Annotated in this window: 11 protein-coding genes; 6 read left to right on the top strand and 5 right to left on the bottom strand. The window is 60.2% G+C overall.

Annotated elements, in window-relative coordinates; translation table 11 throughout:
• Window positions 1-31: 31 nt before the first annotated feature.
• A complete protein-coding gene (locus E4P01_RS23180; protein WP_216090638.1) occupies window positions 32-1,657 on the bottom strand; it encodes a methyl-accepting chemotaxis protein in 1,626 nt (541 codons plus the stop codon).
• A gap of 277 nt (window positions 1,658-1,934) precedes the next feature.
• Between E4P01_RS23180 and E4P01_RS23175 the strand changes: the two genes are divergently transcribed.
• Window positions 1,935-2,165: a hypothetical protein gene (locus E4P01_RS23175; RefSeq protein WP_003187970.1), complete on the top strand. Its 231-nt coding sequence runs from the start codon at window positions 1,935-1,937 to the stop codon at window positions 2,163-2,165.
• Window positions 2,162-2,452 (top strand): cell division protein ZapA, encoded by a 291-nt coding sequence (locus E4P01_RS23170; protein WP_005784113.1) that lies wholly within the window; start codon window positions 2,162-2,164, stop codon window positions 2,450-2,452. The genes E4P01_RS23175 and E4P01_RS23170 overlap by 4 nt, the downstream gene beginning before the upstream one ends.
• Here E4P01_RS23170 and E4P01_RS23165 read toward each other — a convergent pair.
• Together E4P01_RS23165 and putA are read right to left on the bottom strand one after the other, a co-directional pair.
• Window positions 2,449-4,251: an acyl-CoA dehydrogenase gene (locus E4P01_RS23165; RefSeq protein ID WP_216090639.1), complete on the bottom strand. Its 1,803-nt coding sequence runs from the start codon at window positions 4,249-4,251 to the stop codon at window positions 2,449-2,451. The genes E4P01_RS23170 and E4P01_RS23165 overlap by 4 nt on opposite strands.
• A 211-nt stretch (window positions 4,252-4,462) precedes the next feature.
• The gene (gene putA, locus E4P01_RS23160) at window positions 4,463-8,416 is read right to left on the bottom strand and encodes a trifunctional transcriptional regulator/proline dehydrogenase/L-glutamate gamma-semialdehyde dehydrogenase (protein WP_103733923.1); all 3,954 of its coding nucleotides are present in this window, start codon (window positions 8,414-8,416) and stop codon (window positions 4,463-4,465) included.
• 461 nt (window positions 8,417-8,877) lie between these two features.
• Between putA and putP the strand changes: the two genes are divergently transcribed.
• Window positions 8,878-10,362 (top strand): sodium/proline symporter PutP, encoded by a 1,485-nt coding sequence (putP, locus tag E4P01_RS23155; RefSeq protein ID WP_005784119.1) that lies wholly within the window; start codon window positions 8,878-8,880, stop codon window positions 10,360-10,362.
• Window positions 10,363-10,804: 442 nt separating this feature from the next.
• Here putP and E4P01_RS23150 read toward each other — a convergent pair whose 3' ends face one another.
• A complete protein-coding gene (locus E4P01_RS23150) occupies window positions 10,805-11,752 on the bottom strand; it encodes a hypothetical protein (protein WP_078820118.1) in 948 nt (315 codons plus the stop codon).
• 345 nt (window positions 11,753-12,097) lie between these two features.
• On the opposite strand from E4P01_RS23150, the gene tssI reads away from it, so the two are divergent.
• The 3 genes from tssI (at window position 12,098) to rlmJ (ending at window position 15,778) form a co-directional block, all read left to right on the top strand.
• Window positions 12,098-14,119 (top strand): type VI secretion system tip protein TssI/VgrG, encoded by a 2,022-nt coding sequence (gene tssI / locus E4P01_RS23145; RefSeq protein ID WP_216090640.1) that lies wholly within the window; start codon window positions 12,098-12,100, stop codon window positions 14,117-14,119.
• A complete protein-coding gene (locus E4P01_RS23140; RefSeq protein ID WP_216090641.1) occupies window positions 14,119-14,844 on the top strand; it encodes a DUF4123 domain-containing protein in 726 nt (241 codons plus the stop codon). Before tssI ends, E4P01_RS23140 begins: the two co-directional genes overlap by 1 nt.
• 97 nt (window positions 14,845-14,941) lie before the next feature.
• Window positions 14,942-15,778, top strand: coding sequence for a 23S rRNA (adenine(2030)-N(6))-methyltransferase RlmJ (gene rlmJ / locus E4P01_RS23135; protein WP_005784124.1), 837 nt, complete (start codon window positions 14,942-14,944; stop codon window positions 15,776-15,778).
• A 136-nt stretch (window positions 15,779-15,914) separates the two neighbouring features.
• Here the strand turns inward: rlmJ and msrA are convergent, their stop codons facing one another.
• Window positions 15,915-16,562 (bottom strand): peptide-methionine (S)-S-oxide reductase MsrA, encoded by a 648-nt coding sequence (msrA, locus tag E4P01_RS23130; RefSeq protein ID WP_216090642.1) that lies wholly within the window; start codon window positions 16,560-16,562, stop codon window positions 15,915-15,917.
• Between the last annotated feature and the right edge of the window lie 48 nt (window positions 16,563-16,610).

Below are 16,610 nucleotides of genomic sequence, written 5' to 3'. Positions count from 1 at the left end.
AGCCCCCTCCCACATTTTCAAGTGCCGTCAGTTAGAGACGGAAGCGGCCTACCATCCCGTTCAGGTCCACCGCCAGGCGCGACAGTTCGTTGCTCGCGGCGCTGGTCTGGCTGGCACCCGTAGCGGATTGCACTGACAGGTCGCGAATATTCACCAGGTTACGGTCCACTTCCCGCGCCACCTGGGCCTGTTCTTCCGCCGCGCTGGCGATCACCAGGTTGCGCTCGTTGATCTCGACAATTGCGGTGTTGATGGTGTCCAGCGACATGCCCGCGCCCTTGGCGATGTTCAGCGTCGATTCGGCCCGCTCGGTGCTGTTTCGCATCGAATCCACTGCGTGCTCAGTACCCGTCTGGATACTGCCGATCATGCGCTCGATCTCGCTGGTGGACTGTTGCGTGCGATGGGCCAGCGCTCGCACCTCGTCGGCCACTACGGCGAAACCACGTCCGGCTTCCCCGGCGCGTGCGGCTTCAATCGCCGCGTTCAGGGCCAGCAGGTTGGTCTGGTCGGCCAGGCCGCGAATCACGTCCAGCACTTTGCCGATATCCCGCGATTCATTGGCCAAATCGCCAATCAGGGAGGCGGTGGCTTGCACGTCAGCGCTCATGCGTTCGATGGCGCTGACCGTTTCCTGCACCAGGTCACGACCATCACCGGCAGAGGTGGTGGCGTTGCGCGAGGCTTCGGAAGTGCTCACGGCATTGCGTGCGACTTCTTCAACGGCGCTGGTCATCTCGTTGACGGCGGTGGCGGCTTGTTCGATTTCGTTGTTTTGCTGGGTCAGGCCACGGGCGCTTTCGTCGGTGACGGCGTTCAGCTCTTCGGCGGCAGACGCCAACTGAGTGGCGGAGCCGGCGATGCGTTGCAGGGTATCGCGCAGTTTGTTTTGCATCTTGGCCATGGCGGCGAGCAGGCGGCCGGCTTCGTCGTTGCCGTCTACGGTGATCGGGCGCGTCAGGTTACCTTCGGCCACTTCTTCGGCGGCTTCAAGGGCACGGGCGATGGGCAGGGTGATGCTGCGGGTCAGCAACCAGGCGAACAACACGGTCAGCGCCGTGGCAACCACCAGCAGGCCCACCACCAGGTCGAAGGCCATGTCGTATTGGTCTTTGGCTTGCTGGTTGGTGGCGTTGGCGTCGTCGTTATTGATATCCAGCAAGCGGGTCAATACGGCGTTGACTTGCTCGGAGTTGCTCAGCAACTCGGTGTTCAGCAAGTTGCGCAGCTCGTCGACCTGATTGGCGCGTGACAGGCTCTTCATGCGCTCTTCAATCTGGTGGTACTGGCCCAGCAGGCGCACGTATTCGTCGTAGGCGTTGCGCTCTTGAGTGCTGGTGATCAATTTTTCGTAGATGCCCTGGGCCGTGCGAATCTGCTGATTGCGCAACTCGAAGGCTTCCAAAGTCTTTTGCTGTACATCCGGCTCGCGGTTGGTCAGCAAGCGATACGACAGCACGCGCAGGCGCAGGGTCAGTTGGGTGAATTCGTCGAGGGCACGAATGCTTGGCACGCTGGCTGAGGTGATGTCTTCGGTGGCTGCGCGAATCTTGCTCATCTGGTTCAGGGCGAACACACCCAGCAACAACATCAGGGCGCCAATAAACGCGAAGCCGAGGAAGGCCCTCGGGGCGATATTCATATTACGAAGAGACATGCTGGAATCCTGGGGGGAAGCGCGATCCGTGCGGCCATGAGACGAGGTGTGCCTGCGTTATCGGCCCTGCGACTAAAGTCTTAAGGGGCTGCGCGCTTTTGTCGCATCTGACGAAGGGTTGGGGGCATTGGAGGAACCAGATCGGGTAATTGCAGTCACTAAGGCTCGAAAGTGCGGCCCGGCCCCGATAAATCGGGCTGCACGCCGGGGATATCCCTGGCATCCGAGGTGAATTTTCTTTATCGTCACCGCCCTTTTAAAAGCCCGGGAAATCAAAATGTTAGAAGCATCTCTCAGCCAATTGGAACAACTGGTCAGCGACCTGGTACAGCAGAATCAAGAGCTGCTGGGCAGCAACGAATCCCTCAAGGCCGAACTGGCTCGCGCCAAGGATGAAAACGACAGCCTGCAACTGAACCTGATGGAGCAGGAAGAAAAGCACGGCGCCACCGCCGCACGCATCCAGGCCCTGGTTGAGCGTGTGAGTGCAGGGCCTGTCAGCGCATGAATGAGGGGATAAAGGTCGTTTCGATTCTCGGAGAGGATTACTCGATCAAGGCACCGGCCGGCGAAGATCAGACCCTGATGCATGCCGTGACCATGCTCAAGGCTTCCCTGGCGGTTACCAAGAAAAAGTACCCGACCCTGATCGGTGACAAATTATTGGTACTGGCCGCGCTGAACCTGTGCGCCGAGCAGATCGAAATGCAACAGGCTCACCAGCAGGAACTCGACCGTTACCAAGAGCAAGTCAGCGCCACGGTCGAGGTGATCTCCAAGGCGATCCAGCCTTAGAACCACTCATCCTGCATCCCCAGGCACGTATCGTCGCGTGCCTCCAGAATTGCCAGTTCGTGATGGCAGCTCGGTACTTCCCAGGTCAGGAAGTACCGGGCGGCCTGGAGCTTGCCCTTGTAGAAGGCCGCATCGGCCGCGTCACCCTTGGCCAGCCCTTCTTCAGCGCGGATCGCCTGTTCCAGCCAGCGCCAGCCGATCACCGTATGCCCGAATACTTTCAAGTACAGCGCCGAGTTCGCCAGGCTGCTGTTGACCTTGCCCTGGGCGAGATCGGTCAGCAGGCCAATGGTGACGCCTTGCAGTCGATTGACCAGTTGCTCCAGCGGCTCTCGCAGTGCCGTAAGTGACGGGTACTTCTGCGCACGGGCTCCGGTTTCGGCAATCAGGCGAATCAATTGCTTCAAGCCGGCGCCGCCGTTCTGCGCCAATTTGCGCCCAAGCAAGTCCAGAGACTGGATGCCGTGGGTGCCTTCATGGATCGGGTTCAAGCGGTTGTCGCGGTAGTACTGCTCCACCGGGTATTCGCGGGTGTAGCCGTGGCCGCCGAGAATCTGGATCGCCAGTTCATTGGCCTTGAGGCAAAACTCCGACGGCCAGGATTTGACGATGGGGGTGAGCAGGTCCAGCAGTTCGTGGGCGTGCTTGCGCTCGGTGTCGGTTGCCAGGGTGGTGGTGTCGTCAAACTGTCGGGCTGCGTAAAGGCCCAGGTCAAAGGCGCCTTCCACATAGGCTTTCTGGGTCAGCAACATGCGCTTGATGTCGGCGTGCTGAATGATCGCCACTGGTGCGGTGCCTGGGTCTTTGCTGTCGGGCAGTCGGCCCTGGGGCCGTTCGCGGGCGTAGTCCAGCGAGTAGAGGTAACCGGCGTAACCAAGCATCACCGCGCCCATGCCCACGCCAATGCGTGCTTCATTCATCATCTGGAACATGCAGCTCAGGCCCTGGTGCGGTTTGCCCACCAAGTAGCCGACGCAGTTGCCGTTATCGCCGAAGTTGAGCGCCGTGGACGTGGTGCCGCGCCAGCCCATCTTGTGAAACAGCCCGGCCAGCAGCACATCGTTGCGTTCGCCCAGGCTGCCGTCATCGTTGACCAGGAACTTGGGCACGATAAACAGCGAAATGCCCTTCACGCCCGCGGGTGCGTCCGGCAATTTGGCCAGCACCATATGCACGATGTTTTCCGACAGCGAGTGGTCGCCACCGGAGATGAAGATCTTGTTGCCTTTGAGGCGATAACTGCCGTCAGCCGCCGGTTCTGCGCGGGTACGAATATCTGACAGCGAGGAGCCGGCGTGGGGCTCGGTCAGGGCCATTGTGCCGAAGAAGCGCCCGTCGATCATCGGTTGCAGGAAGCGCTGTTTCTGCTCCTCGGTGCCGAAGCTTTCGATCAGGTTGGCGGCGCCCATGGTCAGGAACGGGTAGGAGGTCGATGCGGCGTTGGCCGCTTGAAAGTGGGCGAAGCAGGCTTGGGTCAGCAAGGTCGGCAGTTGCATGCCGCCTGCTTCGAAACTGCGGGCTGCGTTGAGGAAACCGGCCTCCAGGAAGGCGTCTACGGCGGGTTTGACTTCCGGGATCAGGATCGCTTGGCCGTTCTCATAACGCGGTTCGTTTTCGTCGTTCTTGCGGTTGTGGGGGGCGAAGTACTTTTCGGCGATGCTGCGCGCCGTGCTGATCGCAGCGTCGAAGGTTTCGCGGTTGTGCTCGGCAAACCGCTCACGCTGGGTCAGGCCCTCGGCATCGAGGACTTCGTACAGCTCGAAAGCCAGATTGCGGGAACTGAGCAGCGTCTCGGACATGGCGGACTACCTTTGAAGGAATTGGCCTGAGTCTAAGCGCGTGAATAGAGGCTGGATAGCAAGATTGATCTGGGTGATGGAAGGGCAAAACGCAGGCAGGGAATTGAAATGCAGTCAATGTGGGAGGGGGCTTGCTCCCGATAGCAGTGTGTCAGTGTCCAATGTGCTGACTGACACTCCGCTATCGGGAGCAAGCCCCCTCCCACAGGTTTTAACCGATAGTCATCAGGCTGGCGTTACCGCCTGCCGCTGCGGTGTTGACGCTCAACGCCCGCTCGATCACCAATCGCTCCAAGGCAATGGCCGTCTCACCCTGAGACATACCATGCACCCCAACAATCGCCCCACCGCGCTGCGCCACTTGCTGGCACACCGCACGCAATTGGTCGGAATCACCGTGATGCAGCACGGCGTCAAACACTACGTCGTCCTTGGTCCAGTCGGCCACGCGCTTGATCTTCGCCTGAATGTCTCGCGGCAGGCGTGGGAACAGAGCCTTGGTCAGCTCGGTTTCCGGCCATACCGCCGAACCGCCGACGGCCAGCACTGCCGCCAGTTGGGTCAGCAGATCGCCTTCCACTTCAGCCAGGCACAGCACGTGTTCACGCGGCAGGATCGCGTAGCTGTTGCGCTCGCCGGTCGGGCCGGCCAGTTGGCGGGTGATACCGCTTTGCGACTGCGCTGCGAACTGCGTGCACAGTGCGCTCAGTTCGCTGAACTTGTGGCTGTCGGCCCAGGTTTTCAGGGCTGTCAGCGGTTGGCTCATGGCGTCGCGCAGACGTACGTCCGGTGCAGTCAATGCGTCGCCACGTACGAAGGATTGCTCGATCGCGTCGGTAGGACGAGTCGACAGCAGGCGGTACAGGTACAGCGGGCCACCGGCTTTCGGGCCAGTGCCCGACAGGCCTTCGCCGCCGAACGGTTGCACGCCGACCACGGCACCCACGATGTTGCGGTTGACGTAGACGTTACCGGCGTTGACGTTGTCGATCACCTTGGCGATGGTCTCGTCGATGCGGGTATGCACGCCCAGGGTCAGACCGTAGCCCGACGCATTGATCTGGCCGATCAACTGGTCGATCTCTTTACGCTTGTAGCGCACCACGTGCAGCACCGGGCCGAAGATCTCGCGTTGCAGCTCGTCGAAGCTTTCCAGCTCGATCAGGGTTGGCATCACAAAGGTGCCGCGCTTTATCTCTTCGCCATCGGCAATTGCAACCTGATAAACGTTGCGGCCTTTGTCGCGCATGGCCTGGATGTGTTTCTCGATGCCGGCCTTGGCTTCGGCGTCGATCACTGGGCCGATATCCACCGACAGGCGCTCCGGGTTGCCCAGACGGCATTCAGCCATGGCGCCCTTGAGCATTTCGATGACGCGGTCTGCCGAATCTTCCTGCAGGCACAGTACACGCAAGGCCGAGCAACGTTGGCCGGCGCTGTCGAAAGCCGACGACACCACGTCGATCACCACCTGTTCGGTGAGCGCCGACGAATCAACGATCATCGCGTTCTGGCCACCGGTTTCGGCGATCAGCGGGATCGGGCGACCCTGGGCATCCAGGCGCCCTGCGACATTGCGTTGCAACAAGCGAGCAACTTCGGTGGAACCGGTGAACATCACGCCTTTGACGCGATCATCACCCACCAGGCGGGCGCCGACGCTTTCGCCTTGGCCCGGTAGCAGCTGCAGCACGCCCTCGGGAATGCCGGCTTCGAGCAGGATGCGCACGGCTTGGGCGGCGACCAGCGGGGTTTGTTCGGCAGGCTTGGCCAGTACCGGGTTACCGGCGGCCAGGGCAGCCGCGACTTGGCCGCTGAAGATCGCCAGCGGGAAGTTCCACGGGCTGATGCATACCACCGGGCCCAGTGGGCGATGGGCATCGTTGGTGAAATCGTTGCGCGCCTGCACCGCGTAGTAACGCAGGAAGTCCACGGCTTCACGCACTTCGGCGATGGCGTTGGCGAAGGTCTTGCCGGCTTCACGGGCCAGCAGGCCCATCAGCGGCTGGATCTCGCCTTCCATCAGGTCGGCGGCACGCTCCAGAATCGCGGCGCGTTCGGCGGGCGGGGTGGCCTGCCAGATCGGTGCGGCGCTGATCGCGCACTGGATCGCGTTGTCGACGTCTTCGACGGTAGCTTCCTGTACGTGGCCGACTACATCACGCAGGTCGGACGGGTTCAGCACCGGCTGTGCCGCTTCCTGGCTGGAGGCGCAACCGAGCATCGGCGCGGCTTTCCAATTGTTGTGCGCGGTAGCCAGCAAGGCGCAGGACAACGACGCCAGACGGTGTTCGTTGGCCAGGTCGATACCGGCCGAGTTGGCGCGGTCGCTGCCATACAGGTCACGCGGCAGTGGAATACGCGGGTGCGGCAAGCCGAAGCCGCCTTCCAGCGTGGCCATCTGCTCGATGCTGGCCACTGGATCGGCCACCAGCTCCTGGATCGAGATGGATTGGTCGGCGATGCGGTTGACGAACGAGGTATTGGCGCCGTTTTCCAACAGGCGGCGTACCAGGTAGGCCAGCAGTGTTTCGTGGGTGCCGACCGGCGCGTACACACGGCACGGACGGTTCAGCTTGCCTTCGGAAACCTTGCCCACCACTTGTTCGTACAGCGGTTCACCCATGCCGTGCAGGCATTGGAACTCGTACTGGCCGGGGTAATAGTTCTGACCGGCGATATGGTAGATGGCCGACAAGGTGTGGGCGTTGTGCGTGGCGAACTGCGGGTAGATGGCTTCCGGCACCGACAGCAGTTTGCGTGCGCAGGCAATGTAGGAAACGTCGGTGTACACCTTGCGGGTGTACACCGGGTAGCCTTCCAGGCCCTCGACCTGGGCGCGTTTGATTTCGCTGTCCCAGTACGCGCCTTTTACCAGGCGGATCATCAGGCGATGGCGGCTGCGGCGGGCCAGGTCGATAACGTAGTCGATCACATACGGGCAACGCTTCTGGTAAGCCTGGATCACAAAACCGATACCGTTCCAGCCGGTCAGTTGCGGCTCGAAACACAGACGCTCCAGCAGGTCCAGGGACAGTTCCAGCCGGTCGGCTTCTTCGGCGTCGATGTTCAGGCCGATGTCGTATTGCTTGGCCAGCAAGGTCAGCGACAGCAGGCGCGGGTACAGTTCGTCCATCACGCGCTCGTACTGCGCACGGCTGTAGCGCGGGTGCAGGGCGGAGAGCTTGATGGAGATGCCCGGGCCTTCATAGATCCCACGGCCATGGGAGGCTTTGCCGATGGAGTGAATGGCTTGTTCATACGAGGCCAGGTACTTCTGGGCATCGTGTTCGGTGAGGGCGGCTTCACCGAGCATGTCGTAGGAGTAGCGGAAGCCCTTGGCTTCGAACTTGCTCGCATTGGCCAGGGCTTCGGCGATGGTTTCGCCGGTGACGAACTGTTCGCCCATCAGGCGCATGGCCATGTCGACGCCTTTGCGGATCATCGGCTCGCCGCTTTTGCCGATGATGCGGCTCAGGGAGGAGGTCAGGCCCGCTTCGTTGTGGGTGGCGACCAGTTTGCCGGTCAGCAACAGGCCCCAGGTGGCGGCGTTAACGAACAGCGACGGGCTGTTGCCCAGGTGCGGCTGCCAGTTGCCGGTGCTGATCTTGTCGCGGATCAGCGCGTCACGGGTGCCTTTGTCCGGGATGCGCAGCAGCGCTTCGGCCAGGCACATCAGCGCCACGCCTTCCTGGGACGACAGGGAGAATTCTTGCAGCAGGCCCTGGACGATACCGGCACGGCCGCCGGCGCTCTTCTGGTTACGCAGTTTTTCGGCAATGGTGGCAGCCAGCTTGTTGGTGGCTTCGGCCATGTCTGCCGGCAGGCGTGCCTGCTCGATCAGCATCGGTACCACTTCCGGTTCCGGGCGACGGTAAGCGGCGGTGATCGATGCGCGCAGTACCGATTGCGGCAGGATGCTTTCAGCGAACTCAAGGAAGCACTGGTGGGCGTGGTCAGCCTGAATCTCGCCCGCGTCTTCGGCGTCCTTGCTGCTCAAGCCATTGAGCTCGGACAGGGTTGCACCACCCTCGAGTTTCTCCAGGTAATTGAAAATTGCCTGCTTGATCAGCCAGTGCGGCGTGCGATCAATGGAGGTCGCGGCGGCTTTCAGGCGCTCGCGGGTCGGGTCGTCGAGTTTGACCCCAAGGGTGGTCGTTGCCATTTTCTTATCCTCATGGGTGCCACTACCGAGTGGCATCTGCTGGCGGCAAGATTAGCTTTGCCCATGCAGAGGTGCAACCGGGTGCAACCCTTTTGTTCAGGAAATTTTCGACGGTTGATCGGAAAAAAATTGGCCTTCGACAAAATTCGCCTGGCATTGGTGCATTTGCTTCTGAGATCGGCTGTTCTTGCTCCGAAAAGGAGCAAAAACAGTGCGTTTGTCCTAAATCGCGCCTGGGTGCAACTTATTCGCAAGAAACTGGTTGCACCTTATTTGCTTTGTTGAATAGCATTCGCGCACCAAGGTGCAACCACCTCTAAGGTTTGGTTCATCGGCTGGCGGCTTTCCTGGGGAAACGCCAGTCATAAATGCGCGGCTAGCAGGCTCGTCTACTCGGTTATCCACCAGTGGCGATCTGACAGACCGTCGCTACATAAAAACAAAGCCAGGGCGTCACTCATATGAGCGTTAGCAATCCAACCCTGATCACGTTCGTGATCTACATCGCAGCAATGGTGCTGATCGGCTTGATGGCCTATCGCTCCACCAACAACCTTTCCGATTACATCCTCGGCGGTCGCAGCCTCGGTAGCGTGGTGACAGCTTTGTCGGCCGGTGCTTCCGACATGAGCGGCTGGTTGTTGATGGGCCTGCCGGGCGCCATCTACATGTCCGGCCTGTCGGAAAGCTGGATTGCCATCGGCCTGATCGCCGGTGCTTACCTCAACTGGTTGTTCGTGGCTGGCCGCCTGCGGGTGCAGACCGAACACAACGGCGACGCCCTGACCCTGCCGGATTACTTCTCCAGCCGCTTCGAAGATAAAAGCGGCCTGCTGCGGATCATCTCGGCAGTGGTGATCCTGGTGTTCTTCACCATCTATTGCGCCTCCGGCATTGTCGCCGGTGCCCGCCTGTTCGAAAGCACCTTCGGCATGTCCTACGAGACCGCGCTGTGGGCCGGTGCTGCGGCAACGATTGCCTACACCTTTATCGGTGGTTTCCTGGCGGTCAGCTGGACCGACACCGTACAAGCCACGCTGATGATCTTCGCGCTGATCCTGACGCCGATCATCGTGCTGCTGGCCACCGGCGGTGTGGACACCACGTTCCTGGCCATCGAAGCCAAAGACCCGACCAACTTCGACATGCTGAAAAACACCACCTTCATCGGCATCATCTCGCTGATGGGCTGGGGCCTGGGCTACTTCGGCCAGCCGCACATCCTGGCGCGTTTCATGGCGGCCGACTCGGTGAAGTCGATTGCCAACGCACGTCGCATCTCCATGACCTGGATGATCCTGTGCCTGGGCGGCACCGTGGCGGTGGGCTTCTTCGGTATCGCTTACTTCTCGGCGCATCCGGAAGTGGCTGGCCCGGTAACTGAAAACCCTGAGCGAGTGTTTATCGAACTGGCCAAAATCCTGTTCAACCCATGGGTTGCCGGTGTATTGCTGTCGGCGATCCTCGCGGCGGTGATGAGTACCTTGAGCTGCCAGTTGCTGGTGTGCTCCAGCGCCCTGACCGAAGACTTCTACAAGGCGTTCCTGCGTAAAGGCGCTTCCCAGCTTGAGCTGGTTTGGGTCGGTCGGATCATGGTGCTGGTAGTGGCCTTGATCGCCATCGCCATGGCCGCCAACCCGGAAAACCGCGTCCTGGGCCTGGTCAGCTACGCCTGGGCCGGTTTCGGCGCTGCGTTCGGCCCTGTGGTGCTGATCTCGGTGATCTGGAAAAACATGACCCGCAACGGCGCACTGGCCGGCATCCTGGTCGGCGCGATCACCGTGATCGTGTGGAAGCACTTCGAACTGCTGGGTCTGTACGAAATCATCCCAGGCTTCATCTTCGCCAGCCTGGCGATCTACTTCGTGAGCAAGATGGGCGCACCGACGGTTGGTATGGTCGAGCGTTTTGATGCTGCGGAAAAAGACTACAACCTGAACAAGTAATTCGCTGGGCGCTGAGCGCTTGGAGGATGAACAAAAGGCCCGCGCACTATGGTCGCGGGCCTTTTTTACTTCAGTGGGTCAACCAAAGGAGACGGCGGCCATCCCTGACAAGCCGAGCGTGCAGAGAAGGAACGTTAGATGAAGCAGAAGCTTTGTTTGACGTGGAAAGGCCCGCACCTGCTCCAAGTCAGCGACGCCTCGCCAAGCATTGAATCGGGGTAGCGCAATGACGCAATACACTGCGCAAAGCCTCGCTATCCTTTCCCTTGGCGAATTTCTCAAATAACTGCTGTGGAAGGCGACCAAGCGACATCTGTCCAGGAGTGCTTCCATGGACTCAAGTTTTCGGTAGCACAAAAAGAACATAAGTATGTTTGAGACGATTGCTGCGGATATTGAGCTAATGGCGACCAATATGATTGGAGGCCAATTCATGAACTCCTCAATACTCATACAAAAACTCACCTACCTTTTCGCCAGCCACACCGCCAAAATGCCCTCCTGCGGCACCGCCGATACCTCCGGCAACCAACATACAGGCTAGAGCCCCTGGACCAGTACTAGGAGCCAATAAAAAAATACACAGCGCTGTGCCGCCAAAACCACCTGCCAAGCCTCCACTAACCCCTGTGCTCAGTTTTCCCAACTCTACATATTTCGCTTTCCTGCACTTCTCCTCTCTCCCCGTAGAGCATGCCTCCTTGATCTCCAGCGCTGTCACCGTCGTACTCAACGCTATCCCCAACGGCGTCCCGTTTTTAAGCAGCTTCGCTGTCTTCGAAACCCGTGCGATGGTCTCTTGATATCGGCTTATCTCCCCCGTATGCAAATAGCTTCTGGTTGAGATTCCCAGCATTTTTTTGATCGAGCCTTCATTGCGCAGCTCTGTGCCATAACGAGCAAAACTACGCAGTTGGGCGTCCAGCCTTGCAAACAGTGTTCGGCGTCGTGCAAGAAACTCATCTCTGTCGGCACCACCGCCCCGGCGTAGCGACTGTTTATGCAGGGCATCAATGTCTTCCAGGGTTTTTGCAACGTCTTGCAAATGCTTGCTCCAGGCATCACCTGCCGTGCCTATTCCCAGCGAGGTATACCCCAGCAGTTTTTGCAGCAAATCATAGTTGTGCAGTGCAAAGGCATCCCCGCCTTCGGCCATCACACTATGGCGAATGTCCCAGGCGGCTCGCATCAGGCGTGACTCTTCCAGGGTGCAGGCTGCGGTGGTGTCGTCGCCGATAATGACGAGTTGACCCGGTAGTACCACCACATTGCGAATGTGCGTGTTGAGCGCATCGAACTTGGTTTCGGCCTGTTTGCCCAAACGTAATTTGGCCTTGAGCTCCACAGAGGTTTGTTGCCGGTCATTGATGAATGTGTAGGGCTGGGGCATTACACATTCCCCAACAGTGACTGGCTCGAAGCGTGGCGATTGCCTGCCATGAAAACATTCCTTTTGAATGAACATGGCGGCGCAATTTAAACAGGTGATGGGACGGTGTCGTGGTTATGGAGGGGCGTTTCGGGGTGGTGTTTTGTGTTTGGGAAACCGGCTACTGGGCTGCCGTAATATTCTGTCAGACCTGTGTATTTTTACTGCAATGGGGCTTCAGCACATGGCTCCCCTCCCAGATCAAATGAAGGCGGTGGTAGGACCTTACTGATTTACCTGGCATAAGCTCAGGCCGGCTACGAGCTGGTGCAGAATCAGCTGCCACCCTTCGCAGAGAAACACCGGATGTTCGCTCCTGCCAACCAAAGTGCATTTACCCTGGCCCTGGATGGGGCGCCCAGTGACCTCAAGGTGTATGAGTTCAGTGGCTCCGAGGCCATCAGCCAGCCTTACCGTTTCGAACTTGAGCTGGTCAGCGAGCAGCCGAATATCGACCTGGAGAGCTTGCTGCATCGTCAGGTATACCTGGGTTTCGATGACCGCGGCCATGGTGTGCATGGCCTGGTGTACCGGGTCGCCCAAGGCGATTCCGGACGGCGCCTGACACGCTACCAGCTCAGCCTGGCGCCGCACCTGGCGTATCTGGCGCACAGCAGTCATCAGCGGATTTTCCAGCATCAGACGGTGCCGCAGATCGTTGCGCAGGTGTTGGCGGGGCAGGGCATCCACAGTGACAGCTTTGAGTTCCGGCTGAGCGGTCAATACCCTGAGCGCGAGTATTGTGTGCAATTCGGTGAGACGGATCTGGCGTTCATCCAACGCCTGTGTGCCGAAGTCGGCGTTCACTATCACTTTCAGCATTGCCCCGATGCTCATTTGCTGGTGTTTGGCGATGACCAGACGGTATTTGCCCAGGTCGATCAGCCCACGCCGTACCGGCCTGGGTCGGGCATGGTTGCCCAGGCGTCGGCGATCAAGCGTTTCACACTGCAATTGGCAGCCCGCACCACGGCGGTCAATCTGCGCGATTACGATTTTTGCAAACCGCACCTCGAGCTGCAAAGCACGGCGGCCGACGCGCAGTTGCCCAAGCTTGAGGCGCAGCAGTTCCCCGGCTATTTTTCCGACCGGGCCCATGGCAAATACCTCGCCCAGCGTAGCCTGGAGCGGCACCGCAGCGACTACCGCATCGCCCAGGGGCAAAGCGACGAGCCGGCCTTGGCCGGCGGCAGGTTCCTGCAATTGAGGGAGCACCCGCGCGAGGAGTGGAATGACTTATGGTTGGTCACCCAAGTCACCCACGAAGGCAAACAGCCCCAGGTGCTGGAGGAAGCGGTCACCGAGGTGGTTGGCGGGGCGTTTCGTCAGGGGTATGGCAACACCTTTGTTGCCACGCCGTGGGATGCAATCTTTCGCCCGCCCTTGGCTGAGCAGCCGCGCCCGACGATATCGGGTTACCAAAGCGCAGTGGTCACTGGCCCGGTTGGCAGTGAGATCCATTGCGACGAATACGGACGGGTAAAGGTGCAGATGGCGTGGGATCGCATCGGCGAGCACAACGATCATTCCAGTTGCTGGCTGCGGGTGGCCAGCGGCTGGGCCCATGACCGCTATGGTGTGGTGCTGATCCCCAGGGTCGGCATGGAGGTGCTGGTGGGCTTCGTCAATGGTGATTTGGATATGCCGCTGGTGGTGGGGTGCCTGCCTAATGCCGCCACGCCGATGCCCCTCGACCTGCCGGCGGACAAGACCCGCAGTATCCTGCGTAGCCAGAGCAGCCCGGGCGGTGGAGGCTACAACGAACTGCGCATCGAAGACCGTAAGGGGGCCGAGGAAATCTACCTGCGCGCCCAGCGGGACTGGACCCAGCATGTGCTCAATGACCAACAGGTGCAGGTCGATAACCAGCGTCGTGTGCGGGTGGGCGGCGAGTCGCACCATGAGTTGCAGGGTGAAGAGCGGCGCATCACCCATGGCAACCGCCTCACTGAACTCAAGCAGGATGATCATCTGGCGGTCGGCGGTTCGCAGTACATGCGTGCCGGGCAGACCATTCAATTGGGCGCTGGGCAAAGCATCGTCATTGATGCGGGGGCCAGCGTGACGATTCAAGCGGGCGGGCAGTCGATCACGCTGTCGGCGGGCGGGATATTCAGCAGTGTGCCAATCCAGCCGGGCGGCGCGCCTGTTCCGGCGGCGCCGCCGTTAATGCCGGGAGTGAAGGAAACATTGTTGGCCGTTATTCCCGCGCCGCTAAGCCCTGCGCAAGTGGCCAGCCTCAAGCGCAGTGCGCCGTTTTGCGAAGAGTGTGAGCGCTGCAAAAACGGGCAGTGCGATATCAGCGCCCACGCACGGAGTTTCCCCTGATGGCCTCACCCTTGACGCCCCGCGCCTGGCTGGCCCAAAAACCGTTGCAGCCTGATGAGCAGCTATACGTCGTCATGGGCAACACCAGCGAGGCCAAGCCGTTTGCAGCCTGGCAAACCATGGCGGTCGCACCACCGCCGCAACCGGTGTGGGCGGGCACGCCCTATGCCGATTGGAATGAGGTGATGCCTTATGTTGGCGTTGTCGAGCCTGGCAGTGCTTTTCTCGACTGGGTAGCCACCACCCAGGCCGTGGACTGGGGCTGGCTGGCGGTGTCTTCGTGCCCGTTGGAGGTTGTGATCGATCACTTGAAGGGTTTGACCCAGGTGTACCTGCCTGAAGACCAGCCGGTATTTTTGCGCTTCTGGGATGGCGCGCAGTTTTTGCCGATGTTTCAGCAGTTGGGTGACGATGCCGCCACTGTGCTGCCCGTATTCCAGCGTTACTTAATCAATGGACAGTCGTTGGCAGTCTCGCCCCGCCAGGTGGCTGCGGCCAAACCCAGCCCTTGGTGGCGAGTGCCGGCGCCATTGTTGGCAAGCCTGGCGCAACACTCGCCCCAGGTGCTGATCGACAACCTGTTGCAATGGCTCCAGGAGCAGCGTCCCGACTTATACACTGCGTTTACACCCACGATCCTGCAGCACAAGGTCGCCTACTTCGCACGCAGGCCGGATATCAGCCATGCCGAGGTGGCGGACTACCTTGGCGTACAACTGAGTTAAACCCATGAGGCTCGCGTGATATCCGTACCGCCCGCCATGCGGCCCTGCACCTTTGCACCGGTAGAAGGTAAACTTCGCCCCCTGCGCAGGAGCAACCATGAATTATCGTCACGCCTTTCACGCCGGCAACCATGCCGATGTCTTCAAACACCTGACCTTGACCCGCCTCATCGCCCTGATGTCGCGCAAGGAGCAGCCGTTCGCCTACCTCGACACCCATGCCGGCATTGGCCTGTACGACTTGCAGGGCGACCAGGCCAACCGCACCGGTGAATACCTGGAAGGCATCGCTCGCCTGTGGGGCGCAAGCGACCTGCCGCCGCTCACCGCGGACTACATGCGCGTGCTGCACGAGATGAACCCGGACGGCCAGTTGCGCTACTACCCGGGCTCGCCGGAGCTGGCGCGACGCCTCACGCGTCCCCAGGACCGTGTGCTGCTCAACGAGAAGCACCCCGAAGATGGCGTGCTGCTCAAGGACAATATGAAGGGTGATCGCCGGGTCAAAGTGCATCTGGGCGAAGGCTGGCATGTGCCGCGTGCCCTGTTGCCGGTGCCGGAAAAACGCGCGTTGATGCTGATCGATCCGCCGTTCGAGAAGCTCGACGAAATGCAGCGTTGTGCGGCGTCCCTCAAGGAAGCCGTCAGCCGCATGCGCCAGACGGTCGCGGCGATCTGGTACCCGGTGAAGGACCAGCGCATGTTGCGCCGCTTCTACCAGGACCTGGCCGGTACCGGTGCGCCGAAGTTGCTGCGGGTGGAACTGCTGGTGCATCCACTGGACACGCCCAACACCCTGACCGGCTCGGGCCTGGCGATTGCCAACCCGCCGTGGGGTCTGGAAGAGGAGTTGCGTGAGTTGCTGCCGTGGCTGTCCAAGAAGCTTGGCCAGACCCAAGGTGGCTGGCAGATGGATTGGCTTATCGCTGAATAGTCAGCGCTCAGGCCACACACAAAACTAAATGTGGGAGGGGGCTTGCTCCCGATTGCTGAGTGTCAGTCAGTACTTCTGTAACTGACACACCGCAATCGGGAGCAAGCCCACTCCCACATTTGGTTCTATGTTGACCTTAGATCGGGCAGGTCACGCCTGTGCCGCCGATCCCGCAGTAACCCTGCGGGTTCTTCGCCAGGTACTGCTGGTGATACGCCTCGGCAAAGTACACCGTCGGTGCTTCTTCGATTTCCGTGGTGATCTCACCCAGGCCGGCCTTGTTCAGCTCTTGCTGATAAGCCTCGGCACTGGTTTTGGCCGCCGCCAGTTGTTCAGGCGTGGTGGCATAAATCACCGAGCGGTATTGGCTGCCAATATCATTGCCCTGGCGCATGCCCTGGGTCGGGTTATGCAGTTCCCAGAACATCTTCAACAGGTCTTCATACTTGAGCTTGGCCTGGTCATACACCACCAGCACCACTTCGCTGTGGCCGGTCAGGCCTGAGCAGACTTCTTCGTAGGTCGGGTTCGGCGTGAAACCGCCGGCATAGCCGACCACCGTGCTGACCACGCCGTCGCGTTCCCAGAATTTACGTTCAGCGCCCCAGAAACAACCCAGGCCGAAGATCGCAAAACCGACATCATCAATAAACGGACCCAGCAGCGGGTTGCCGTTGACGAAGTGCGTTTCCGGCAGCTTCATCGGGGTTTCACGGCCAGGCAAAGCTTGTTCTTGAGTAGGCAGCACGTTTTTGTTCACCAGAATTTCCGAGCGCAAGACCATGATCAGTCCTCTCGTCAGGTTGAGTAACAGTAAATTGTCAGACAGTCA

Origin of the sequence: Pseudomonas sp. NCIMB 10586, assembly GCF_023127895.1 — a bacterium.
GTDB classification, from domain to species: Bacteria; Pseudomonadota; Gammaproteobacteria; order Pseudomonadales; family Pseudomonadaceae; genus Aquipseudomonas; species Aquipseudomonas synxantha_A.
The sequence above is the reverse complement of the archived record's forward strand: the minus strand, read 5'-3'. Positions and strand labels throughout refer to the sequence as shown.

Bases quoted from the DNA above. Each gene is read 5' to 3' on its own strand.
- E4P01_RS23180 (WP_216090638.1), bottom strand. From the start codon at position 1,657: ATGTCTCTTCGTAATATGAATATCGCCCCGAGGGCCTTCCTCGGCTTC.
- E4P01_RS23175 (WP_003187970.1), top strand. From the start codon at position 1,935: ATGTTAGAAGCATCTCTCAGCCAATTGGAACAACTGGTCAGCGACCTG.
- E4P01_RS23170 (WP_005784113.1), top strand. From the start codon at position 2,162: ATGAATGAGGGGATAAAGGTCGTTTCGATTCTCGGAGAGGATTACTCG.
- E4P01_RS23165 (WP_216090639.1), bottom strand. From the start codon at position 4,251: ATGTCCGAGACGCTGCTCAGTTCCCGCAATCTGGCTTTCGAGCTGTAC.
- putA (WP_103733923.1), bottom strand. From the start codon at position 8,416: ATGGCAACGACCACCCTTGGGGTCAAACTCGACGACCCGACCCGCGAG.
- putP (WP_005784119.1), top strand. From the start codon at position 8,878: ATGAGCGTTAGCAATCCAACCCTGATCACGTTCGTGATCTACATCGCA.
- E4P01_RS23150 (WP_078820118.1), bottom strand. From the start codon at position 11,752: ATGCCCCAGCCCTACACATTCATCAATGACCGGCAACAAACCTCTGTG.
- tssI (WP_216090640.1), top strand. From the start codon at position 12,098: ATGTTCGCTCCTGCCAACCAAAGTGCATTTACCCTGGCCCTGGATGGG.
- E4P01_RS23140 (WP_216090641.1), top strand. From the start codon at position 14,119: ATGGCCTCACCCTTGACGCCCCGCGCCTGGCTGGCCCAAAAACCGTTG.
- rlmJ (WP_005784124.1), top strand. From the start codon at position 14,942: ATGAATTATCGTCACGCCTTTCACGCCGGCAACCATGCCGATGTCTTC.
- msrA (WP_216090642.1), bottom strand. From the start codon at position 16,562: ATGGTCTTGCGCTCGGAAATTCTGGTGAACAAAAACGTGCTGCCTACT.